24 protein-coding genes and 1 riboswitch are annotated in these 23915 nt (G+C 36.7%); of the genes, 17 read left to right on the top strand and 7 right to left on the bottom strand.

Going from position 1 to position 23915, the window contains the following annotated elements; translation table 11 throughout:
• Positions 1-14: 14 nt before the first annotated feature.
• From KYI10_00830 to KYI10_00875, 10 genes are all read left to right on the top strand, one after another.
• Positions 15-836: an ABC transporter ATP-binding protein gene (locus tag KYI10_00830; GenBank protein ID QYA33028.1), complete on the top strand. Its 822-nt coding sequence runs from the start codon at positions 15-17 to the stop codon at positions 834-836.
• On the top strand, positions 829-1824 hold the full coding sequence (locus tag KYI10_00835) for an iron ABC transporter permease (protein ID QYA33029.1): 996 nt from the start codon (positions 829-831) through the stop codon (positions 1822-1824). The genes KYI10_00830 and KYI10_00835 overlap by 8 nt, the downstream gene beginning before the upstream one ends.
• Positions 1821-2828, top strand: coding sequence for an iron ABC transporter permease (locus KYI10_00840; protein QYA33862.2), 1008 nt, complete (start codon positions 1821-1823; stop codon positions 2826-2828). Before KYI10_00835 ends, KYI10_00840 begins: the two co-directional genes overlap by 4 nt.
• A 94-nt stretch (positions 2829-2922) precedes the next feature.
• Complete coding sequence (locus KYI10_00845) at positions 2923-3975, top strand: GTPase domain-containing protein (protein QYA33030.2); 1053 nt, start codon at positions 2923-2925, stop codon at positions 3973-3975.
• 6 nt (positions 3976-3981) lie between these two features.
• The gene (locus KYI10_00850) at positions 3982-5661 is read left to right on the top strand and encodes an alpha-glucosidase (GenBank protein QYA33031.2); all 1680 of its coding nucleotides are present in this window, start codon (positions 3982-3984) and stop codon (positions 5659-5661) included.
• Between the two features lie 75 nt (positions 5662-5736).
• A complete protein-coding gene (locus KYI10_00855) occupies positions 5737-6435 on the top strand; it encodes a FadR/GntR family transcriptional regulator (protein QYA33032.1) in 699 nt (232 codons plus the stop codon).
• A 118-nt stretch (positions 6436-6553) separates the two neighbouring features.
• A complete protein-coding gene (locus KYI10_00860; protein QYA33033.1) occupies positions 6554-7291 on the top strand; it encodes a (Fe-S)-binding protein in 738 nt (245 codons plus the stop codon).
• On the top strand, positions 7288-8721 hold the full coding sequence (locus KYI10_00865; GenBank protein ID QYA33034.1) for a LutB/LldF family L-lactate oxidation iron-sulfur protein: 1434 nt from the start codon (positions 7288-7290) through the stop codon (positions 8719-8721). Before KYI10_00860 ends, KYI10_00865 begins: the two co-directional genes overlap by 4 nt.
• Positions 8721-9416, top strand: coding sequence for a lactate utilization protein C (locus KYI10_00870; protein QYA33035.1), 696 nt, complete (start codon positions 8721-8723; stop codon positions 9414-9416). The genes KYI10_00865 and KYI10_00870 overlap by 1 nt, the downstream gene beginning before the upstream one ends.
• Before the next feature lie 120 nt (positions 9417-9536).
• On the top strand, positions 9537-10271 hold the full coding sequence (locus KYI10_00875; protein QYA33036.1) for a VOC family protein: 735 nt from the start codon (positions 9537-9539) through the stop codon (positions 10269-10271).
• On the opposite strand, the gene KYI10_00880 is transcribed toward KYI10_00875, so the two are convergent.
• On the bottom strand, positions 10264-10518 hold the full coding sequence (locus tag KYI10_00880) for a hypothetical protein (protein QYA33037.1): 255 nt from the start codon (positions 10516-10518) through the stop codon (positions 10264-10266). The genes KYI10_00875 and KYI10_00880 overlap by 8 nt on opposite strands.
• A gap of 85 nt (positions 10519-10603) precedes the next feature.
• Between KYI10_00880 and KYI10_00885 the strand changes: the two genes are divergently transcribed.
• Positions 10604-11845: a lipid II:glycine glycyltransferase FemX gene (locus KYI10_00885; GenBank protein QYA33863.1), complete on the top strand. Its 1242-nt coding sequence runs from the start codon at positions 10604-10606 to the stop codon at positions 11843-11845.
• 89 nt (positions 11846-11934) lie between these two features.
• Here KYI10_00885 and KYI10_00890 read toward each other — a convergent pair whose 3' ends face one another.
• Complete coding sequence (locus KYI10_00890) at positions 11935-12249, bottom strand: hypothetical protein (GenBank protein QYA33038.1); 315 nt, start codon at positions 12247-12249, stop codon at positions 11935-11937.
• Between the two features lie 77 nt (positions 12250-12326).
• On the opposite strand from KYI10_00890, the gene KYI10_00895 reads away from it, so the two are divergent.
• The 3 genes from KYI10_00895 to KYI10_00905 all read left to right on the top strand — a co-directional run bounded on the left by KYI10_00895 (position 12327) and on the right by KYI10_00905 (position 17823).
• Positions 12327-13184 carry an NAD(P)-dependent oxidoreductase gene (locus KYI10_00895; GenBank protein QYA33039.1) on the top strand — a complete coding sequence of 286 codons (858 nt, stop codon included), beginning with the start codon at positions 12327-12329 and terminating at the stop codon, positions 13182-13184.
• Between the two features lie 70 nt (positions 13185-13254).
• Positions 13255-16437, top strand: a complete 3183-nt coding sequence (locus KYI10_00900; protein QYA33040.1) for an efflux RND transporter permease subunit — start codon at positions 13255-13257, stop codon at positions 16435-16437.
• A gap of 64 nt (positions 16438-16501) precedes the next feature.
• Positions 16502-16602, top strand: a riboswitch (SAM riboswitch).
• A gap of 57 nt (positions 16603-16659) precedes the next feature.
• Positions 16660-17823 (top strand): aminotransferase class I/II-fold pyridoxal phosphate-dependent enzyme, encoded by a 1164-nt coding sequence (locus tag KYI10_00905; protein QYA33041.1) that lies wholly within the window; start codon positions 16660-16662, stop codon positions 17821-17823.
• A gap of 34 nt (positions 17824-17857) precedes the next feature.
• Here the strand turns inward: KYI10_00905 and KYI10_00910 are convergent, their stop codons facing one another.
• From KYI10_00910 to KYI10_00920, 3 genes are all read right to left on the bottom strand, one after another.
• A complete protein-coding gene (locus KYI10_00910; protein ID QYA33042.1) occupies positions 17858-18175 on the bottom strand; it encodes a hypothetical protein in 318 nt (105 codons plus the stop codon).
• Positions 18172-19317, bottom strand: a complete 1146-nt coding sequence (locus KYI10_00915) for an MFS transporter (protein ID QYA33043.1) — start codon at positions 19315-19317, stop codon at positions 18172-18174. The genes KYI10_00910 and KYI10_00915 overlap by 4 nt, the downstream gene beginning before the upstream one ends.
• A gap of 81 nt (positions 19318-19398) precedes the next feature.
• The gene (locus tag KYI10_00920; GenBank protein ID QYA33044.1) at positions 19399-19557 is read right to left on the bottom strand and encodes an SE1832 family protein; all 159 of its coding nucleotides are present in this window, start codon (positions 19555-19557) and stop codon (positions 19399-19401) included.
• 87 nt (positions 19558-19644) lie between these two features.
• Here KYI10_00920 and ybaK point away from each other — a divergent pair, with 87 nt between their 5' ends.
• From ybaK to KYI10_00935, 3 genes are read left to right on the top strand one after another with little or no spacing between them, the layout of a single operon-like run.
• Positions 19645-20124 carry a Cys-tRNA(Pro) deacylase gene (gene ybaK, locus KYI10_00925; protein QYA33045.1) on the top strand — a complete coding sequence of 160 codons (480 nt, stop codon included), beginning with the start codon at positions 19645-19647 and terminating at the stop codon, positions 20122-20124.
• Complete coding sequence (locus tag KYI10_00930) at positions 20114-21175, top strand: metallophosphoesterase (GenBank protein ID QYA33046.1); 1062 nt, start codon at positions 20114-20116, stop codon at positions 21173-21175. Before ybaK ends, KYI10_00930 begins: the two co-directional genes overlap by 11 nt.
• Before the next feature lie 33 nt (positions 21176-21208).
• The gene (locus tag KYI10_00935) at positions 21209-22114 is read left to right on the top strand and encodes an AEC family transporter (protein ID QYA33047.1); all 906 of its coding nucleotides are present in this window, start codon (positions 21209-21211) and stop codon (positions 22112-22114) included.
• Between the two features lie 38 nt (positions 22115-22152).
• Here the strand turns inward: KYI10_00935 and KYI10_00940 are convergent, their stop codons facing one another.
• Both KYI10_00940 and KYI10_00945 read right to left on the bottom strand, forming a co-directional pair.
• Entirely contained in the window at positions 22153-22938 is a 786-nt protein-coding gene (locus KYI10_00940; protein QYA33048.1) for a glucose 1-dehydrogenase, read from the bottom strand.
• 13 nt (positions 22939-22951) lie between these two features.
• Positions 22952-23803 carry a GRP family sugar transporter gene (locus KYI10_00945; GenBank protein QYA33049.1) on the bottom strand — a complete coding sequence of 284 codons (852 nt, stop codon included), beginning with the start codon at positions 23801-23803 and terminating at the stop codon, positions 22952-22954.
• Positions 23804-23915 lie beyond the last annotated feature (112 nt).

Raw genomic sequence — 23915 nt, forward strand, 5'->3', positions numbered from 1 at the left:
GAAAGTTGGGTATCATGAGCAGATTACAAGGGAATAAAGTAACAATCAGTTACGGAGATAAAGAAATTGTAAAATCATTGGACATTTCCATTCCAGATCATAAGATCACATCAATCATCGGTCCAAATGGATGTGGTAAATCTACATTACTTAAAGGCTTATCGCGTATATTATCCGTGAAGACAGGTGAAATTATACTTGATGGAAAAAGTATTCACGAGCAATCAACTAAAGAAGTTGCTAAGAAAATTGCAGTACTTCCTCAGTCACCCGATGTAACAGATGGTCTAAGTGTAGAGGAACTTGTAAGTTATGGTAGGTTCCCATATCAAAAAGGATTCGGACGTCTATCAGCTGAAGATAAGATGGAAATTGACTGGGCACTTCGTGTGACTGGAACATGGGACTATAAAACACGTAATGTAAATGATTTGTCAGGGGGGCAGAGACAACGCGTATGGATTGCTATGGCGCTTGCACAAAAGACGGATATTATCTTTCTTGATGAACCTACAACGTATCTGGATATTTCACATCAACTTGAAATACTGGAGCTTATACAAACATTGAATCGAGAAGAAGGATGCACAATCGTTATGGTGCTTCACGATATTAATCAGGCAATTCGCTTTTCTGATCATTTAATTGCAATGAGAGAAGGTGAGATTATTAAAGAGGGTAAGCCAGAAGAAGTTCTGACGAAAGATATATTGGCGAAAGTATTTAATATTGATGCGGAGATATCTAATGACCCGCGTAACGGTAAACCGATGCTTGTGACTTATGATTTACTATGCAGACATTATATGAAAGACGTAGCTCGAAATCATGAATAGAACTTACCTCTTCAAAAATTATTTTTACTCAGGGCTTTTATTATCAATGATTTTTTTAGTTATTACGTTGTTACTTTCTTTTATGTTAGGTTCAGAAAATTATAGCCTCTACGAAGTCGTTCAAGCTGTGTTTCATTATAATAATAGTGAGGTCCATAACATCATCCGCGAAATTCGAATGCCACGTGAAGTTGCAGCGATGCTTGTTGGAATGAGCCTTGCTTGTAGTGGTGCAGTAATGCAAGGAATAACGAGAAACCCACTTGCAGATCCAGCACTTATCGGTCTGAATGCGGGGGCATTGTTATTTATCAGTATTATGTTTGCGATAGTACCAGGTGCAAACTTTATAATGATTATGTTATCAGGATTTATAGGTGCGATTATCGGTGGGACAATTGTACTTATGCTGGGAAATTCAAAGCGTGGAGGATTTAACGCGATGAAAATTATTTTAGCGGGAGCAGCGGTAAGTACATTGATGACCGCACTTGCACAGGGAGTTTCGATATATTTTAAGACGAACCAAAGCAATTTATTATGGTCAAGCGGAGGTGTAACAGGAACAACGTGGCAACATATATTTTATGCAGCACCGGTGATTCTGATTACGCTGTTGCTATTATTTATCTTCAGTAGACAGCTTACAATTTTAAGTGTAGGAGATGAAATGGCTGCAGGATTAGGCGTAAATACATCAAAGACGAGAGTGTTATTCTCAGTGCTCACGATGATACTTGCAGGTGTGGCCGTTGCTTTAGTCGGATCCCTTGCTTTTGTAGGGTTAATGGTTCCCCATATTGCTAGAATGCTTGTAGGTATTGATTATAGAAAGTTATTGCCATTTACAACGATACTCGGTGGAATCTTCGTAGTTTGGGCGGATATTATTGCACGTCAGACAGGTGAGGCACCTATTGGAGCGATTGTCTCGATTATCGGTGTTCCATTCTTTATATATCTTGTCAGAAGGGATGGGACGATGTGAACATAAATAAGATAACAAGACAGTGGTTCGTGATGATTGCACTTATAATATTATTGTTTATTGTGATTATCATCAGTATGACAACAGGCGACTTTAAAATGGCCCCCAATACTTTTTTACGCACATTATTTGGAGCTGGTGATGAAACAGAAACTATGATTCTTTATGAGTTTCGATTGCCGAGATTACTCATTACGATAATGGGAGGCGTCGCACTTGCTCTAAGCGGTGCCATTTTGCAAAGTATTACGAAGAATCCTCTTGCGGACCCTGGGATAATGGGAATCAATGCAGGGAGTGGCTTCTTCATTGCGCTGTTGATGATATTTATACCTGTAGATAGTAGCAACTTTATCTATGTGTTACCTCTTTTTAGCATGATGGGCGCTTTGATTACAATCGGTGTCGTGCTTAAATTAAGCTATGATAAAGAAACAGGTATTAATCCGGTAAAGATGATACTTATAGGAATCGGTCTTTCTACTGCTCTTAGCGGTGCGATGATGATGCTGACTTCAACTTTTAATAAAGAAGATGTAGAGTTTATATCGAAATGGCTTGGCGGGGAAATCTGGGGAGACAGTTGGTCATTTGTAATCATGCTAGGGGTAATATTGTTAATCTGTCTGCCATATATTATGCAAAAATTAACGGTACTGAATATATTGAATACTCATGATCATGTAGCGACAGGTGTTGGTGTTAATTTATCAGTAGAACGTCGTAATGCGGTGATTATTTCAGTCTTATTATGTGCAGGTGCTGTATCTGTATGTGGAAGTATCGCATTTGTAGGCTTGATAAGCCCGCACATCGCACGACAACTTGTTGGTGCAAGACATGAACGTTTTATCCCGGTGACAATCGTGATTGGTGCAATATTACTCAGTTTTGCAGATATGGTGGGACGCCTTCTCATATCTCCTGCAGGTATCCCGGCGGGTATTCTCGTAAGCATTATAGGAGCACCATATTTTCTTTATTTGATGAGAAAAAATCTATAGCCCCCACATTAATTCAATAGTATAAAATATTATATTGATGCATAATATATTATGCAAAAGGGAATGTATATTAAAAGAATGAAGTGGAGTGGGTATGATGGATAAGCATCCATTAATAAGTGCGTATACGTCTTTTGTGAGAAATAGGTCAAACGATAAGATAGGAGTTATTGGACAGCCTGATGCAGGAAAAAGTGCGCTTATCAACTTGCTTTGTGAGAGTAAAGCATATATATCTGTTCAAACGGATGCAACGCTTGATACTAAAGCTTATGCTTATAATGATTATGGTTATCTTGTTGATTTTCCAGGTGTTGGAACGGAAGTTATGACGGTAAAAAAATATAAAAAAATTATTCAGAATGTAAATATAAAGCATTATCTATATGTATTTTCGAGTAAGATAAAAGCAGTAGATATAGAAATAATTAAATATTTAGCGAAGCAAGACAAAGACATTACTTTTATATACAATAAAGTGGATACATTAATCGATGTGCAAGGTGAAGATAATAAAGAAGCGTTAATTCGTGATAAAGATGTAGAACTTAATGTGATGATGAAAGAAATAATCCATAAAAAACAATCTTATACATTTACAAGCGTAGTAGATCATACGGGTATTGATTCGTTAAAATACGTGCTGGACGAAATCTTTGTGACTGAAGAAACGTTATTTATTAGTCGATATCAAGACAATAAATATAAAGAAAGTTATTTAAATTATAAGACCCAATCCGCCTTTCCTAAATTGTTTACGCCAAGCTTTAAAACTATCCTTTTGAAAGCGAACTATAAATCATTAGAGCGCACTATAATGGAGCACTTTAAAATACAGGAAGAAGACATTATTGAACATGCACAAAAATGCATTACAATTCAGGAATTAATTGATGAATTTGAACAACAAAACTCGGATAAAAAGGTGAGCAAAGCGATGGCGCTTACTAAAATCGTGCAGCTTTTAAGAAGTTCCTTTAAAATAAAAAGTGTGAATCCGATTTCGATGGTTGTTACATCTATGCTTGAAGTTGGAATTAGCAATGCATTTCCGGTATTACAAGCTATCAGTAAGTATATGAATGAAATTCGTCAGATTGCGGATGACATGATTGTTGAAGAACAGAAAATTTATAAACAACAATAGGAGGTTATCATTTTGTGCACTAGAAAATGGTGGAAAGAAGCGGTCTGTTATCAAATCTATCCAAGAAGCTTTAAGGATTCTAATGGTGATGGAATTGGTGATATCAATGGTATCACGGAGAAGCTCGATTATTTAAAGGATCTAGGTATCGATGTCATATGGGTGAGCCCGATATTTGAGTCTCCTAATGATGATAATGGATATGATATTAGTGATTATCAAGAGATTATGCGAGATTTCGGGACAATGGAAGACTTTGATCGCTTGCTTTATGAAGTACATGCAAGAGGCATGAAATTGATTCTAGACCTTGTCATTAATCATACAAGTGACGAACACAGCTGGTTTGTAGAAGCGAAGAAGAGTAAAGATAATGAATTTCGTGACTGGTACATATGGAAAGATGGCAAAGATGATAAAGAGCCTAACAACTGGGCTAGTATATTTGAAGGATCAGCATGGGAGTACGATGCAACGACAAATCAATATTACATGCACGTATTCAGCAGAAAGCAACCAGATTTAAACTGGGAAAATGAAAACATGCGCCAAGCGATATATAATATGGTGAACTGGTGGCTGGACAAAGGTATCGATGGATTCAGGGTGGATGCGATTAGTCATATTAAGAAAAGTTTTGATAAGGGAGATTTGCCTGGAGCAGATAAGCTGGGCTACGCAGAATCTTTCGAAGGACATATGAATCAACCAGGTATTCAAGAGTACTTGCAGGAACTTAAAGAAAATACATTTGATAAATATGACATTATGACAGTGGGTGAAGCCAATGGTGTAACGATTGAAGACTCAGAAGAATGGGTCGGTGAAGAGAACGGCAAATTCAATATGGTCTTTCAATTTGAACATTTAAATCTATGGGATCATAACGTAGGTAAGAGCTTTGATATTAAAGGGTATAAAGATGTTCTGAATAGCTGGCAAAAAGGACTTGAGGATAAAGGATGGAATGCGCTATTTATTGAGAACCATGATCGTCAACGGGTGTCATCTACATGGGGAGATGATGAAGAATATTGGTATGAAAGTTCTACAAGTCATGCTGTTGTATATTTCTTGCAGCAAGGAACACCATTTATATATCAAGGGCAAGAAATAGGTATGACGAACTACCCATTTGAAGATATTATAGATTTCGATGATGTACATGCAAAGAATATTTATAATCAAGAACTCAAAAAAGGTGTACCTAAAGAAGAAGTGATTGAGATGCTAAGACGTATCTCAAGAGACAATACGAGAACTCCGATGCAGTGGGATGATACGAAAAATGCGGGATTCACGAAAGGAACACCATGGCTTAAAGTAAATCCAAATTTTGAAGATATCAATGTATTTAAACAAGAGAAAGATGAAAATTCCATCTTAAATTTCTATAAGCAGTTAATCCAGCTTAAGAAAAAACATCTTACATTAACATATGGGACATTTGATTTAATCTACCCTGAAGATACTAAAGTATTTGCATATACGAGAACGTATGAAGGTGATCAGTTTATAATCATTGGAAATTTGAGTCACGACAAAGTGACGTTGAAAAAAGATGAATCGCTTAAAATGAGTGATGAATCCCTTGTACTCTATAACTATCAGAAAGAAGAAAGATCTGAGGACATATTTACTTTTCAGCCTTTTGAGGCGCGTATATACCATATCGAAAACAGGTGACGCATTGCGTTACCTGTTATTTTTTATATTCTATAGTTTGGTATAATAAAGGTATTAAAATAGCGAGGGATATATATGGGGAAATTAGAACGCAAGAAATTATACGAAGAGATTGCCGAAGTAATTACTGAGAAGATAAAAAACGGAGAATATAGTAGGGGAGACAAGCTGCCTTCAATTCAAGCTTTGTCTAAAGAATACGGTGTTGGACAGGCCTCTATTCGTGAGGCGCTAAATGCATTACGTGTGATTGGGCTGTTGGAAATAAAGCATGGTGAGGGTACATTTGTTAAAGCGATTGAAACCTCTGCATTTACACCTGAAATAGCGCTATATGACAAGGAAGATATCAAGGATCTCCTTGAAGTGCGTAAAGTGCTTGAAATTGGATCTGTCAGAGCAGCTGCGATGCATAGATCCGAACAGCAATTGGAAGCGATACACTATACATTAAAACAAATGGAACAGGCAATGCATGACAGGGAAATAGGCGAAGAAAGCGACTTAAACTTTCATCTTTCTATTGCAGAAGCTTCTAATAATAAATTGTTAAAGCATATGTTAGTAGAAGTATCAGATAAAATTAAGACAGTGATGAAAGAAACGAGACAGATTTGGTTATTTAATGAAGAAAAATCAATTGAAAAGCTTTTTAATGAGCATACAGAGATTTTTCTGGCTATAAAAAATAGAAATATAAAACTTTCTGAGAAAAAAATGCTTAAACACCTGGAAGATGTGGAAGAAGTATTAATAGCGCATTATAAAATATAATTTTGTCACTTGCTTTTAGAAAAACGTTGCAATAGAATAGAACTATTGGTCACCGAGTCATATGATGACTGGTTAATTTCAGCTGTGGGCACACTGAAAAAAATTTGGGGGTATAACTATGAAAGTAAGCTTATTCAGTACATGTTTAGTAGATGTATTCGAAAAACGTGTGGGTATTGCAACAGTAGAATTATTAGAGAAACTGGGATGTGAAGTAGATTTCCCGGCAGCACAAGTATGTTGTGGACAACCTGCTTATAACTCAGGGTATCACGAGGAAACGAAGAAAGCTGCGAAGAATATGATTAAAGCTTTCGAGCAATCAGAAGTTGTCGTTGCACCTTCAGGATCATGTGTAACGATGTTTAAACATTATCCGGATCTATTCAAAAACGATGCAAAGTGGCAAGCACGTGCACAGGAACTTGCAGATAAAACGTATGAAGTTACGCAGTTCATTGTAGAAGTGCTAGGTATTACAAATGTAGGCGCAAAGCTTGATGGTGTAGCTACAATTCATCCATCATGCCATATGACACGCCTGTTAGGGAATGTGACTGCGCCTGCTAAACTTCTGAATGAAGTAGAAGGACTAGAAGTTGTTGAATTACCTAACTACTATAACTGTTGTGGTTTCGGTGGAACATTTGCTGTTAAAATGAGCGATGTTTCAGGTGAAATGGTAGATGAAAAAGTAGATTGCATCGTTGAAAGTGGTGCGGATTATTTAGTTGGTGGAGACTGCAGTTGTTTGATGAATATTGATGGTAGATTAAGACGTCGTGGTGTTGATGTGAAAGCTGTACATATCATTGAAATCTTAAATAACCAAGTGGAGGCGGTGACTACACGATGAGTATGAGAATAGGTAACGAAACGTTTAAGCAAGCAGTTAAAACTGAACTTAAAGATGAATTTATGCGTGGTGCTGTCAGTAGTGCGCAAGATAGATTAAGAGAACGCAAGCTTAAAACACAAGAGGACCTTGGAAACTGGGAAGAGTGGAGAGACCATTCTGAAGAGATTCGTCAACATACGCTTGCAAACCTTGACTATTACTTAAACATGCTTTCTGAGAATGTCGCTGCTAAAGGTGGTCATGTATTCTTCGCTGAAACAGCAGAAGAAGCCAATCAATATGTTCAAAAAGTACTACGTGACAAAAATGCTAAAAAAGTAGCAAAATCAAAATCAATGGTAACTGAAGAAATTGGTCTGAATGAAGCGATGGAAGCGGTAGGATGTGAAGTCATCGAGACAGACTTAGGAGAATATATTCTTCAAGTCGATGATCATAATCCACCTTCACATATCGTTGTACCTGCACTTCATCTTAATAAAGAGCAAATCGAAAAGGTCTTCAAAGAAAAACTTGGATATGATAAATCAAGTCAGCCGGAAGAACTTGCGTTATTTGCGCGTCAAAAGTTACGTGAAGAGTTTCTTTCTGCTGATGTCGGGATTACAGGATGTAACTTCGGTGTTGCAGAAAGTGGTTCATTCAGCCTAGTTACAAATGAAGGTAACGCACGTATGGTAACAACATTACCTAAAACTCAGATTACAGTTATGGGTATGGAACGTTTAGTTCCTACACATGAAGAACTGGAAGTATTAGTATCAATGCTTACGCGTTCGGCTGTAGGACAAAAATTAACAAGTTATGTGACAACTTTAACAGGCCCACGTGCGGAAGATGAAATTGATGGTCCGGAAGAGTTTCATTTAATTATTGTTGATAATGGACGCTCTAAAATTTTAGGAACGCAATTCCAATCTATTCTACAATGTATTCGTTGTGCTGCTTGTGTAAATGTTTGTCCTGTTTATCGTCAAACAGGTGGTCATTCATATGGTTCGATTTATCCAGGACCAGTTGGAGCGGTATTATCGCCATTACTTGGTGGATATGACACGTACAAAGAATTACCATATGCTTCTACATTATGTGGTGCTTGTACTGAAGCATGTCCTGTTAAGATCCCGTTACATGACTTATTGCTTGAACACAGACGTGTTATTGTTGAGGAAGAACATATGTCACCAGTTGCAGAACGTCTTGTCATGAAAGGTTTTGCACAAGGAGCTAGTCATTCAACTTTATTTAAATACGGTACTAAAGCAGCACCAGCATTAATGTCTCCGTTTGAAAACAAAGATAAAGGTATGATTACTAAAGGTCCTAAGCCTTTACAAGCATGGACAAATTCTCGTGATTTCCCAATGCCGGATGATGAAAACTTCCGCGATTGGATGCAAAAAAGATTGAAAAGAGGTGCGAAATAATGGAAAGAGGCACAATTCATAATAAAGGTTCATTCTTAAGTAACATCTCTAAAAATCTACAGCGTGAAATGCCGCAGCATGTAGAACGTCCAGAATGGCAATATCGTCCTCAAGATAAGACGCTTACAGGTCTTACGCAAGACGAACTATTAGAAGTTTTAAGACAGCAATGTAACTTCATTCATACTGATCTCGTTGAAACGACGACAGATAATATTAATGAAACATTGAAACAAGTTATTGATAAATACGGCAACGGGGAAGTTATTGCATGGAACGACAAACGTTTCGCTGATTTTGGAATCGATTTAGAAGCGCATGATGCCTTTATCTGGGATGAAGCAAAAGGTGCTGAGAACTTACAAGTCGCAGAACGTGCGAATGTCGGGATTACTTTCAGTGATGCAACACTTGCAGAGAGTGGAACGGTTGTATTATATGCGGATAAAGGTAAAGGGCGTAGTGTAAGTTTACTTCCTGCGACTTATATAGCCATTGTTCCTAAATCTACAATTGTGCCAAGGTTTACACAAGCTGCGCAACAGATGAATGCTATGATGGAAGACCAAGAAAACTTCCCTACATGCATTAATTTGATCACGGGACCATCAAATTCAGCAGATATCGAAATGAAACTTGTTGTTGGTGTTCACGGACCTATTAAAGCAACGTATATCGTTGTAGATGATAAATAGTTTAACAAAAACCAGCTATTGTATAACACAATGGCTGGTTTTTATTTATTAAATTAATAAATGATGATTGCTTTAGTTTTTATAGTATTTAACTTAAAATAGTATCAAGAGGTGAGGACAGTGGAATTAAAGTTTGATCATATTATTCATCATGTGCAGAATTTAAATGATGCTAAAATTGATTTTTTAAAGGTGATTAATGGTGGAAAGCATGAGCAGTTAGGGACATACAATAAATTATCTTATACTGATTTATCATATATTGAATTTATCGATGCGTATGATCGTGCACTCGTTCATAAAGCAGCACAAAGTGCAGAAGAGCGTTTAAGTTTTGCAGCATCACTTGAACGTACAGATTATGTTGAAGGATTTAAGCGATTATGTTTTAGAACGGATGATATCGATGCACTTAAGCAGCACTTTAATCAATTAGGTGTAAAGACGGTTGGGCCGTCATGTATGCAGCGCGTGACACCAGAAGGGCAAGTTATTGAATGGCAGTTGCTCTATATTGATGAAGAGAGAAATTATGAATTACCATTCTTTATACAGTGGGGAGCGTCAGATGACGAACGCATGCAGTCACTCTCTCCATATTTCCAGGGAAATCTCAGGATTGAAGGAATCGATATAGAAACGACAGATTTTAATGAGATGGCAGAGGTATATGTAGAATGGTTAGGTTACGAAGTCACAAGTGGTGTGATCAATAGTTATTTTAAACTAGAGAAACTAGGGTGTCCTGCGATCTACTTAATTCCTGGCAATACAGATACAATTAGAAGTTTAAAAATAAAAAGTGATGCACCTGCAGTACATCACTTTAGAAATGCGATTTATCAATTTAACTAGCATAAACGTTATTATAAACTGTCATAACGATAAGATAAATATGGTATGCAGCAACAATCAGCGAAATCAATGCTATATACATTGTTGATTTTGATACTCTTGTAATCAAATAGAGTAGTGAAATGATTGTAGTAAAACTTGCTACAATAATATGTAAGCTTAACATATCGATAGAATCCTGCTGGAATAATGAAACGAGTATACTATTAATAATGATTAAGATAATAAGCAGTAAATTTTTAAACATATGCCACCTCTTTACTTTAATAATAAAAGTATAACAATAATAATTAAATATTTGTTGTAAAACGAAAGGAAAGAATAAAATGACAGTGATGAGAAAGAATGTATCCAATGAAGTACACGATAACTTTGTAAAAACACATGCAAATGGTGATATGCTGCAGCTATCAACGTGGGCAGATACAAAACGATTGACAGGATGGTATAGTAGACGTATCGCTGTAGGAAGAGATGACGAACTCGCTGGGGTGGGACAGCTGCTATTTAAGAAAGTACCGAAGACGCCATTCACCATGTGCTACGTATCGCGAGGCTTTGTGTGTGACTATCATGACAAAGAAGTCGTGACAGCACTTGTTGATGCGGCAATTGAAGTTGCACGTCGTGAGAAAAGTTATTCTATTAAAATTGATCCGGATGTTGAAGTAGATACGGTTCCAGGATTAATTGAATTTATGAATACATTAGGCTTTGTTCATAAAGGATTTAAAGATGGACTTCATCCAGACTACATACAACCACGTATGACGATGATTACGGACATTGATATGGATGAAGCTGCACTTATACAGTCATTTGAAAAACGCAATCGTTCAACGGTAAAGCAAAGCCTGAAAAAAGGCGTACAGTGTGAAATCGGAACACGTGAAGACCTTAAGATTTTTGCACAGCTTATGAAAGAAACTGGAGAACGGGATGGCTTTCTAGTCAGAGATATCTCCTACTTCGAAACGATATACGATGCGCTTAATCCAGCTGGAGACGCAGTACTTTTTCTTACTAAATTAGTTCCAGATACTGTGTTAGAGAATTTAAATACAACATTAAAGAGAAATCATGAGGAGAAAGAGAAAGTTTTATCAAAAAAACAGACGAAGAAAACTGAAAACCAATTAAAAGACATAGATATCATCATTGAAAAGGTACAAAAGCAGATTAATGAAATAGAAGAACTTAAAGAAACACATCCGGATGGTAAATATTTGTCAGGCGCAATTCTGACATTTTGTGGTAAGAAAGCTTATTATTTATACGGTGCATCTAGTAATGATTATCGTAGCTATCTACCAAATCATAAAATGCAAATCGAAATGATGAAATATTCGCGTAGTAAAGGCGCAGTATCTTATGATTTCGGAGGGACAGATAATAATCCCGACAAAGATTCTGAACACTACGGTTTATGGCAGTTTAAGAAGAGCTGGGGGACACATTTGAGTGAAAAAATCGGCGAATTTGACTACATACTTAATAAACCTGTTTATACATTAATTGAAGTTGCGAAGCCAAAAGTAAAAGCGTTGACGAAGAAGATTAATAAGAGAAGATAGCAGTATTTTGAGGTAATGTTGAAAATGCTGTAACGAAGCAATTGGATGCAGTACAGAAAAGAGTGATGACAAGTAAACACCACTCTTTTTTATTCACTAAAAAATTTAAAGACACTCACCTTCGTTTCCATATAAAGATATGGATCAATAAAGGTGATATATAGAATAAAAAAGAAGTTGAATAAACTAAATGCTGTTAAAAGTATAGAAAGAATTCTATAAGTGAAGTTGTTCATCAAGTTCTGATCGGTTGTAAAGTGATATTGTATACCTGAGAAAAACGTAATGATGCAAAAAGCCATCCAGAAATATGTTGTTAAAAATACGATACCGCTATGAACAAAATAGCTGCTTATAAACACAGTTTGCATAATGATAAGTAAAAACATAATTACTTTTTGCATTCTTTTCACTCCTTTACCTATAATTGTAATATATAACTGTAAATTATCAATACAATATGACAAGAGAGGTTTTCAAAATGAAAATTGGTTTTATTGGAACAGGTGTAATGGGAAAAAGTATGGCTGAGCATATAGGGGACAAACTATATATTTATAACCGTACGAAAGAAAAAGCAATGGCACTAATCGAACAAGGACATATATGGTGCGATACGCCTACTGAAGTTGTAGCACAATCCGATATTGTCTTTACGATGCTTGGCTATCCGGTTGATGTAGAAGCTATCTATCTTGCACCAGATGGATTGATTAATAATGGTAAACAAGGTCAAATATTTATTGACTGTACAACGAGTAGTCCTGCACTTGCCCAAAAGATTAATCAAGAAGCAAATAAGAAAGGAATATATGTGTTAGATGCACCTGTAAGTGGTGGAGATATTGGTGCCAGGAATGGAACCTTGAGTGTAATGGTTGGTGGAGATGAAGCGATATTTGATAGAGTAAAACCTTTAATCGATAAATTCAGTAGTTCGGTGACATACTTTGGTGATGCAGGAAAGGGTCAACATACAAAGATGGCGAATCAAATTGCTATCGCTACAAATATGATCGGTATGGCTGAAAGTCTGTATTATGCACATAAAGCAGGGTTAGATGTTGAAAAAGTGCTAGAAACAATCAGTAAAGGAGCGGCAGGAAGTTGGTCATTATCTCACTTGGCTCCAAGAATTTTAAAAGAAGACTATACTCCTGGATTTTATACGCATCACTTCCTGAAAGATATGAGCATCGCGCTTGAAGAAACAAAGAAGATGGGTATCGAACTTCCCGGTCTCGAATTGAGTTATAAGTTATATCGTAGTCTTTCCGATGAACTAAAAGAAACGACAGGGACACATGCGATATATCAATATTATACACAAACAAGATAAGGATATTGGTAAATTTTAAATAATAAAGCTACAATAAATACATAAAATTCGTATAAATGGAGGAAAGACTTTGATAAAGAAAATTATTGATTTTTCTTTGCATAATAAACTTGCAGTATGGTTAATGACACTCATTATCCTAAGTGCCGGCGTATATAGTGCAATGAAGATGAAGATGGAAATGCTGCCGAGTATGTCGACACCTGTAATTTCTATTACAACACCTTACCCAGGTGCTACACCTGAAGACGTGTTAAATGGTGTTACAGATCCAATAGAGAAGAAGGTTAAAAATTTATCGAGCGTAGATAAAGTAACGAGTCAATCGTTAGAGAATGCATCTGCAGTCACTGTTCAATATAAGTTTGGAACAGATATGGACAAAGCGCAATCAGAATTAGAGAAACAAATTGAGAAGGTTGATCTTCCAGAAGGTGCGCAAGAGAAACAGATTTCACAAATGTCGATGTACACTTTCCCAATCATTAGCTATTCACTTTCAAGCGATAAGGCAGATATTAAAGATCTGACAAAGCGTATTAAAGAAGATTTAGTTCCAGAAATTGAAGGTGTAGAAGGTGTTACAAATGTAACGTTTTCTGGACAAGAAGTTGAACAAGTTGAGCTACAATTTGATGATAAGAAGTTAAAGAAAAATAATTTAACAGAAGAGTCTGTACTTCAATTCATTAAAGGTGCTACAACCGATGCACCACTTGGATTATATACGTTTGGTAGCGATTTAAAGAGTATCATCGTAAATGGTCAATTTACTAGTGTGGATGCTCTTAAAGATTTAAAGATCCCATTATCAGGCGGAGATAATCAAGCTGATACTGCTAAAGCCTCACCTGAAGAACAGGCGGCGCTTGCGAAGATGATGCAGGCCGGTAAAGTACCAACAGTAATGCTTTCTGACATTGCTACGATTAAAAATGTAGAGAGTCGTGAATCTATTTCTAAGACAAATGGTAAAGATTCACTAAGCATACAAGTCATTAAGTCAGATGATGCGAATACTGTAGCGTTAGCAAACGATGTAAAAGATAAAGTAAAGGAATTTAAGAAGAATAATAAAGATATTAATGCCGTACTGATGATGGATCAGGCAAAACCGATTGAAGACTCTGTAAAAACGATGGCAGAAAAAGCAATTATTGGAGCATTGTTTGCAGTGATCATGATACTCGTGTTCCTAAGAAATATCCGTTCAACGATGATTGCGGTCGTATCCATTCCGATGTCTATATTAATGGCAATGTTAATCCTTAAACAGATGGATATTTCACTTAATATTATGACACTTGGAGCGATGACAGTTGCAATTGGCCGTGTTATTGATGACTCTATCGTCGTTATCGAGAATATATTCCGACGTATGTCTGACCCTAAAGAGAAATTGAGTGGTTCTGAGTTAATTAGCAGCGCGACTAAAGAGATGTTTATACCGATTATGAGTTCGACGATGGTCACAATTGCAGTATTCTTACCACTTGGACTGGTGTCGGGTTCTATCGGTGAAATCTTTAGACCTTTTGCTTATACAGTCGTATTTGCATTGTTGGCCTCATTATTAATTGCAATTACGATTGTACCGATGCTTGGACATACATTCTTTAAGAATGGTATTAAAGGGCATCATGATGATGAAGCAAAGGTAGGGCGTATTGCAAGTTTCTATCATAAAGTATTAGAATGGTCTTTAAAACATAAGCTTATCGTCTCACTATTAAGTATCGGTCTCCTCCTTGGTAGCTTGTTCTTAACGCCATTTCTAGGGACGTCATTCATTTCAACAGGGGAAGATAAGTTTCTTGCATTAACTTACAAGCCTAAACCTGGTGAAACTGAAGAAGAGGTTGTAAAAAAAGGTGAGCAAGTTCAGAAAACTTTAGCTGAGAATAACGATGTAGTAAATATTCAGTACTCAGTTGGAGGAGAAAATCCATTTAACCCGGTTGCTACTAACGATATGGCAATGATGGTTGAATATAAGAAGGATACACCAAAGTGGGAAAGTGAAGCGGAACGTGTATTGAACAAAATCGCTTCTTTCAAACATGAAGGAACTTGGAAGAACCAGGATTTTGCAACGGGTGGTTCGACCAATACAGTAACGGTTACTGTTAACGGTCCATCGATGAATGAAATAAGACCGGTTACAGAGCAGCTTGAGAAAGAAATGAAAGACGTTAATACTGTTACGAATGTAAGTTCATCATTAACGGATAGTTATGATGCATATACATTAAAGGTAGATCATAACAAGTTATCTGAACGCGGACTAACTGCAGGTCAGATTGCAATGGCATTAAATCAACGTAGTGATAATAAAGTTGTCACTAAAATAGGTGATAATGGCAAGTCGACAGATGTTGTTCTGACAAAAGAAAAAGAATCAAAATGGACAAAAGATAAATTAGAGAATACAAAGATTACTTCACCACTCGGTAAAGAGATTAAGTTGAGCGATGTCGTAACGATTGAAGAAGGAAAGACGTCAGATACAATTAAACGTGAAGACGGTAATATATCGGCTACAGTAGAAGGTAAGATTAAAGGAAAAGATGTTAGCCAGGCTACACAAGATGTTGCAAAGAAAGTAAACGCATTAAAACACCCTTCAAATGTTGATGTACATATTGGAGGAACGAGTGAAGATATCGGCGAGAGCTTCTCTCAACTCGGACTTGCGATGCTTGCCGCTATCGGAATCGTTTACCTGATACTTGTACTGACATTTAAAGGAGGACTTGCGCCACTTGCCATATTATTCTCGTTACCGTTTACGATTATCGGGGTAATATTAGGACTTCTCGCGTTTGGAGAGACGCTTTCTGTACCATCGATGATTGGTATGCTCATGCTCATTGGTATCGTTGTTACGAATGCGATTGTGCTGATTGATCGCGTTATCAATAAAGAAGCAGAAGGATTATCAACACGTGATGCATTGCTTGAAGCAGCGATGACTCGTGTGCGTCCAATCTTGATGACTGCACTTGCTACAGTAGGCGCATTGTTACCATTACTGTTTGGAGGAGACGGCTCTGTGCTTATTTCTAAGGCACTCGCTGTAACAGTAATCGGTGGATTGACTTCTTCAACATTATTAACATTAATCGTTGTCCCTGTAGTGTATGAAATATTAATGAACTTGAAGCAGAGATTTACGAAAGATGAAAAAAAGATTAATCCATTTATACCAACGCATGATGCGTCAACACGTGTGCATATTAAAGATAATAGATAAAATATTCTGAATACAGTTGACGTATTGTTTGAACTATACTATAGTGATATCACCAATTAAATATTTCTTATCCAGAGAAGTGGAGGGAACTGGCCCTATGATACTTCAGCAACAGGCTTTAAGTACTGTGCTAAATCCAGCAAGCATATGCTTGGTAGATAAGTGCCACATCGGCGTCATTGCTACTGAAGCAATGACGCTTTTCTATTTTAAAAGGAGCGAATGTCTGTGAGTTCTAAATTATTAAGTTCAATACCTGAAAGTTATTTTGGTAAGACGATGGGTAGGAAGCTTGAAGTCGGGGATAAACCATTGATTAATACAGCAGTTGGTATCCCTGACCAACAAGTGGATCGTACGGTGCTGAAAGCTTTACAAGATGCCATTGTCAATCCTGATAACCATAGATACGGCGTATTCCGTGGCAAGGAGGCATTGAAGAAAGAGATTCAGAAGTTTTATAAAGATGTCTATGATGTTTCATTGGAGGATGATGAAATTTGTATTCTTTATGGTACGAAAAATGGTCTTGTTCATATCCCTACATGTGTCATTGAACCTGGTGAAGGTGTATTACTCCCTAATCCTGGATATACGGATTATCTTGCTGGTGTAAAGCTTGCTCGAGGATTACATTATGAATTGCCATTACACCCTGAAAATCATTACTTACCTGACTTTGATAATATAGATAAAGCGCAACTTAATAATACAAAGCTGATTTATCTTAACTATCCATCTAATCCAACTGGGGCAGTAGCGACTCAAGCATTCTTTGATGATACAATTATGCGTTTTAAAGATACTGAAACAAAGATCGTCCATGACTTTGCCTATGCAGCTTTTGGATTTAATGGTAAGAATCCAAGCATTCTTGCTTCACCTCATGCGAAAGAAGTTGCTGTAGAAATATATTCGTTATCTAAAGGCTTTAATATGTCCGGTGTACGTGTCGGATTTGCTGTAGGGAATAAAGAGATTGTGAGTGCTCTGAACTATTTTCAGGATCATACTCAAGTTGGTATGTGGGGCGTTGTACAAGATGCAGCGATAGCAGCACTTGAGCTAGGAGAACGATATCTAGAAAGTCAAAACAATATATTTAAAGCACGACGCGATAAAGTGACAGCGTATTTAAAACAACTTCAAATTCCATTTGAGCCGATGGACGGCGGTATATTTTTATGGGTACGAGTGCCAGACGGTTTTGACGGGGAAGCGTATACAGATTATTTATTAAAGCAAGAATCAATATTAGTAACTCCAGGAATCCCGTTTGGATCACGCGGTAAGAATTACATTAGAATCTCACTTGCGATTGATGATCTGTTGATAGATGAACTGCTTGAGCGCTTAAAAAATACAAAAGAATTATATATAAAATAAGAACTTACAAAGCATTACTTTGTAAGTTCTTATTTTATAGGTATATCGCACAAAGTACGATAATCATTAGCGCCATAACGATAGAGAAGAGATTAAGAATTAGCTTTGCTTTCTGGTCATTAAACTTAAATTTATAGTTAGAAATCTCTATATTTAAAAATAAACAAAGTGCAAGTAATGTAATCCAGAACTTTATCGTTCCAAGATGCATCAGTGCAACGAAGATGAAGACAACGAACACAGCACCAAGTATGATTCTTAAAAAATCCAGCAGACGCATGTTAATCATATAGATGCTTGTATAACTTACGATCAGATACATCATCATAAGTAAAATAATTAATATAATCATACGACTCTTCCTTTCTTATAATAAATAAATAGTAGGATTAAACCAAGTACGGAAGTGAGTGCACCGAAATAAAATGGCATTTCTAAATTTCTGGAAAGCAGTGCAGTAAATAACAAAGGACCGAGAATACGACCTAAACTATCCATACTGTAACTGATAGAAGTAAGTTTTCCCATTTTATTATTCGAAGTTTCTTTCGTCAATTGACTCGTCAGTAATGTTCTTACAAGGGCATTCCCAGACATAAGGAGCACAAGACAGAGTCCGGCATAAAATAAATTCATGGAAAAAGGCAGCATAATAAATGCAACAATTGTAATCAATTGTCCTGTTATGATCACTGGTTTTTCTTGACCGTGCTTCACTTTACGTAAGTACCCACCTTGTAATCCAGCATTAACAAGCCCGCCAATCATAAAGAGCATTCCCATTTGTGTTGCAGTAATATTAATCTTCTCTATTTCAAAGAGCTGAAATGAGCTCTCCATCCCACTCATCGTAAACGTCACAATAAATGTTGATAATAAGAGCATATAGATTGCCGGAGTTAACAGTTTAGTGTTCACAGTAGTCTGTTCTGTATCACTAGAACGCTGTAATGTTTCCTTAATAGTGAATAGACAGAACAAAGCAATAACGGTTAATATTGCAGCAGTTGCGAAATACGGAATCTGATAGCTGATTCCAGATAGTAGTCCTCCAACTGCTGGACCGAATATAAATCCAAGTCCAATCATCATCCCCATGAGTCCCATATATTTGTTGCGCTCTTCATGTGTGGTCATATCACTGACCATGCTCGTCGTAGTAGAGAAGCATGCCCCTGAGAATAGCCCTCCAAGAATTCGAGAGGTATAAAGCATAGGTAAGTTATCGATAAATAATCCGAATAATACGAAGCTTAAAGTAAAACCGATAAGTCCGATGATCAATATTTTCTTACGACCATATTTATCGGATAGATACCCCCAGACTGGTGCTACAATAAATGAAACGATGGAATAAGAGGCAAGCAGTAACCCCATATGAAATGCATTTAAATTTAAACTATGTACTAGAGCAGGTATTACAGGTATTACAATACTGAATCCAAAGTATATAAAGAACTGAATCATCATCAGCAGTTTAAATTGTTGTTTCATTGAATGCCCTCCTTAAAGCTATAGTACTATTGTAGCGAAAGTTAAGCTTAAATCCTATATTTTTATAATAAAAAAGAGCACTTACAGTTGTGCCCTTACTTGTGCAATCTGATTTTCGATTTCAACAAGTTTCTCTTCCAGTCGTGGAGAAGCCTGACCAGTAGACTCTACTTTTTCTAAATCGTTTTGAATACGCATATATTCTTCTTTTAGCTCTAAAAGTTGCTGGTTAAGATCCATAATATCCTTCCTTTCGCTCACTTTATATATGAAATATACCTTAAAATGATAATATAATAAAGAAACAAAGATTTGGAGGTATACATCATGACAAAGAAAATTAAGACAAATGCGTTGAGAAAGCTTGACCAAAAGAAGATAACATATGAAACATATACATATGAAGTGACGGATGAGTTAGACGGTGTTACAGTCGCAAATAAAATTGGAAAACCTTATGCTCAAGTATTTAAAACATTAGTATTGCACGGGAAATTAAATTATTATGTTGCAGTTATTCCTGTTGCAGCAACGTTAGACCTTAAATCAATGAGTAAAGTTGTCGAGGAGAAGAAACTTGAGCTCTTGCCTGTGAATAATCTTGAGAAATTAACGGGTTACATTCGTGGGGGGTGTTCACCTGTGGGGATGAAGAAGCTGTTTCCGACAGTTATCGATAGTAGTGCAGAGCAGTTTGAAGAGATTATTGTGAGTGCAGGACAACGAGGAATACAGATGCAAGTACCGCTTCAATCATTAGTCAATCTTATTCATGCGAAAGTGAGCCCGATTACACATGAGGATTAAAGACAATTATCTAAAATTAAATATAAGAAATAAACGTACGATTGTCACGAGTGATGTACATGGAAGGCCAGATTTATTAGAACAATTATTGAAGAAGGTGGATTTTTCACACGAAGATATTCTTATAATTAATGGTGATATTATAGATAAGGGACCCGACAGTATACAAATGATTACATATGTAGAACGTCTAATGGCGCAGGGCAATGTATATATGACATTAGGTAATTGCGATAAAATATTCGATGAACTGGAAGAAGCATTTCTATATGACTATATGGAGTATCGCTATACGATTGTTCATGAGATGCTGAAGCAGTTAGGAAAGACACGAGACGACTATTCATCACAAGGTGAACTGGCGAAAGAGCTTAGAACGAAATTTGAACATCTTCATAATGTAGTGAAAGATTTGCCGTTGATGATAGAAACTGAAGATTATATATTTGTGCACGCAGGAGTCGATGAAGATTATATGGAGACGACAGAGCGCGATGCGCTGAATATGCCATTTTTCTATAACCAACCACATCAACTTGAGAAGACAGTAGTAGTGGGTCATTTCCCTGCTTGTAACTTTGTCGAACAAGGGGTATACCACCATAATATTAAAATCCATCCGAATCACAATACAATTGCCATTGATGGGGGTAATCAGGTCAAGACAAGTGGTCAGCTGAATGGACTCGTCATCGAATCAGATGGGACATTGCACACAACGTTTGTTGATGATTATGAACAATGTATGGTTATCCAGTCATTTGATCCAGGACTTCAAATGCCGCATAGCTTTACCTATCCTGATTACAATATTACAGCTTTTGAAGGGGATGAATATTTTACTTATTGTGAGTGTGGTGAACACGATGGTTGTATGGTGAAAACTGAATTCATCGATTTCGAAGCACAACGATTAAAAGATGATTATACAGATTATTTCCACACGGTAAAAGCTGGAGCGTTCGTCAGGGTGATTCAGCGTTATACAGGTTATGTTCTGATTAAGAAAAATGGTATTGTTGGGTTTGTTCCGGAAGAAGTACTGGAATAGATACGTACATCAATACAGAAAGAAGGCTGATTTGTGACACAGACATTTATAATGATTATCGCTTTAATATTAACAGGATATTTAATGAAGCGCCTAAACTATATAAAAGAAGAAGAAGGCGGTGTTATTGCTAAACTTATCTTCAATTTAACATTGCCCTCATTGGTCATCGTAACATTAAGCAGCGTTAAGATTGAACCTTCTTTAATGCTCTTGCCTGTAATTATGGTAATCTATGTTGTTATCGCTAAACTGATTGTTATCATTCTATTTCTCAAGTACAATAATCAGATTAGAGGTTCTGTAGGAATGATGGCTGCGGCATTTAATATCGGCTTGTTCGCCTATCCTCTAGTTGGTGAGATGTTCGGTGCAGAGGGATTATTATATTTTGGGATGTTTGATATCGGTGGTTCCATCGGTATGTTTGGTATTACGTATTTTGTAGGAAATTATTTCAGTGAAGGTGGAGACACGTTTGACATCCGATATTTACTTATGAGCTTAATGAAGACAGTACCACTTATGACATATATCATCATGCTCACGATAAACTTACTAGATATACATATACCAGGTGAAATCATTGAATTCTTTAAAATAATTTCACAGGCGAACATGCCTTTATCCATGATATTGCTCGGCGTATATTTAAACTTTAAGGTGGATACATATTATTTACCATTAGCAATTAAATATTTATGTTTCCATTATGGATTTGGACTTATTGCGGGGTTGATATGTTATTATACGTTACCATTTAATGAAATGTTCAGAACAACATTGCTTATTGGATGGCTACTTCCTATAGGAGTGGCAATCATTCCTTATGCAATACAATTTAAGTATAAAACATTACCGCTCATAGCGATGATCTCTAATATTACAATCGTTATTTCTATTATTATTTTATATATCTTTCAAAAGGTAATCTTATAAAAAAATATATAAAAGGATAAAGTGGCATTTGCGCCGCTTTATCCTTTTCCTCCCATAAACGAAGGATATTTTGTCATTCCGCCGTCGACATAGAGCGTTGTACCCGTAATATAGGCTGCCTGTGCGCTTGCTAAAAAGAGTGCCGCGTTGGCAACGTGTTCAGGTTCCCCAATAAAGCCCATAGGTATCATTCTTTCGGTTTCTTCGCGTGTAGCAGGATCTGCAAATTTTTCTTTCGTATGTTCTGTAACGATAGCGCCTGGTGAGATATTATTTACTCTTATCCCTTGCGGGGCAAATTCCATGCTTAACGTTTCCATCATTAGCTTTAATCCGCCTTTACTTGCAGCATAGTTAACATAATTTGGCCATGGGATAACATCGTGCACACTTGACATATTAATGATGACACCTTTTTTATTTGATTCAGTGAAATGTTTAGCAGCTTCTCGGCTGCCGATAAACGCACCGGTTAAGTTAATATTCATGACATGATTAAAATCTTCTGCTGACATTTCAAGAGAAGGTGTTGCCTTTTCAAATCCAGCATTATTAATCATAATATCTATCGTACCAAAGTGTTTTACTGCTTCTGATACCAGTGCAGTGACTTCGTCTTCTTTAGAAACATCGGCTTGAATTGTAATCGCATCACCACCAGACTTTTTAATCGTTTTAGCAATTTCTAATGCTTCACTTTCACTTGAATTATAATTCACCACAACTTTACAGCCTTCCGTGCCGAACTTTTCTGCCATTGCTTTACCAATACCGCTTGAAGCGCCAGTAATAACGACAACTTTATCTTTTAAATCTTTATACATAAATCTCACTCCTTTATTGTTTTGCATATCCTAGTAGGAATGCTGCGATGATAATTAACATAATTCCTGCGGCAATGCCGATATATTGTTTCTTTGTTTTCTTTTCTCTTAACAGGAAGATCCCGCCGAGTGTCGAAACTACGACAAGCATCTGTGAGAATGAAAAGCTTGTTGCTACACCCACTTTAGGCTGAGAATAAAACATTGCCATATTACCTAAAGCCCATAACACACCAGGGAACATGTTTTTTGCAATTGCTTTTTTCTTCGGATGATGCTTTAAAGTAAGCAGTAATCCACCGAGAACCATACCGATTGACTGAGGGAATAGTGCGCTCCAGCCTTCGACACCGAAGAACTGACCGATAACGACATAAGTTACATACCCTAAAGTAGAGATTAACAATATGGGGAGGGCTTTTTTAAGATTTCCTTTCGTCTGGTCATCTTCTTTACCTTTTAGTGAGGTTAACATGACCCCGATAATTAAAAGTGTTAATGCTATAACTCCGAGAATAATTGAAGTCATGGTCTTCCATTCGTTGAAGAATATGACTGAAATCAACGTTGTACCTACGAGTTGTAAGCCTGTTGAAATTGGCATTGTCTTAGAAACACCGATAAGCTCAACACTTTTAAGCTGATTTCCTTGACCAAACGCCCAGAATGCACCAGAAACCATACCGACTAATAGAATTTTTGTATTTAGTTCTGGCTGAACCATGATATAAGTAATCGAGCCGATGATAAAGGCACCGATGACAGTCCCCATAATTTGTTCATAAGGGGTTCCGCCTACTTTAACATTAATTAAGACGACACTTCCCCATAGTAATGCTGGTAACAAAGCAATTAATATATCCATAAATTCTCCTTTATCCTTTTATTATTAATTACCCTGTTGATGTTTCAGAAAACATATGCTTTTGAAACTTGATTTGTAGATATACACAAAGAGACCCTTAAATAATGGCGGA

It is taken from the genome of Macrococcus sp. 19Msa1099, assembly GCA_019357535.2.
Taxonomy (GTDB): Bacteria; Bacillota; Bacilli; order Staphylococcales; family Staphylococcaceae; genus Macrococcoides; species Macrococcoides psychrotolerans.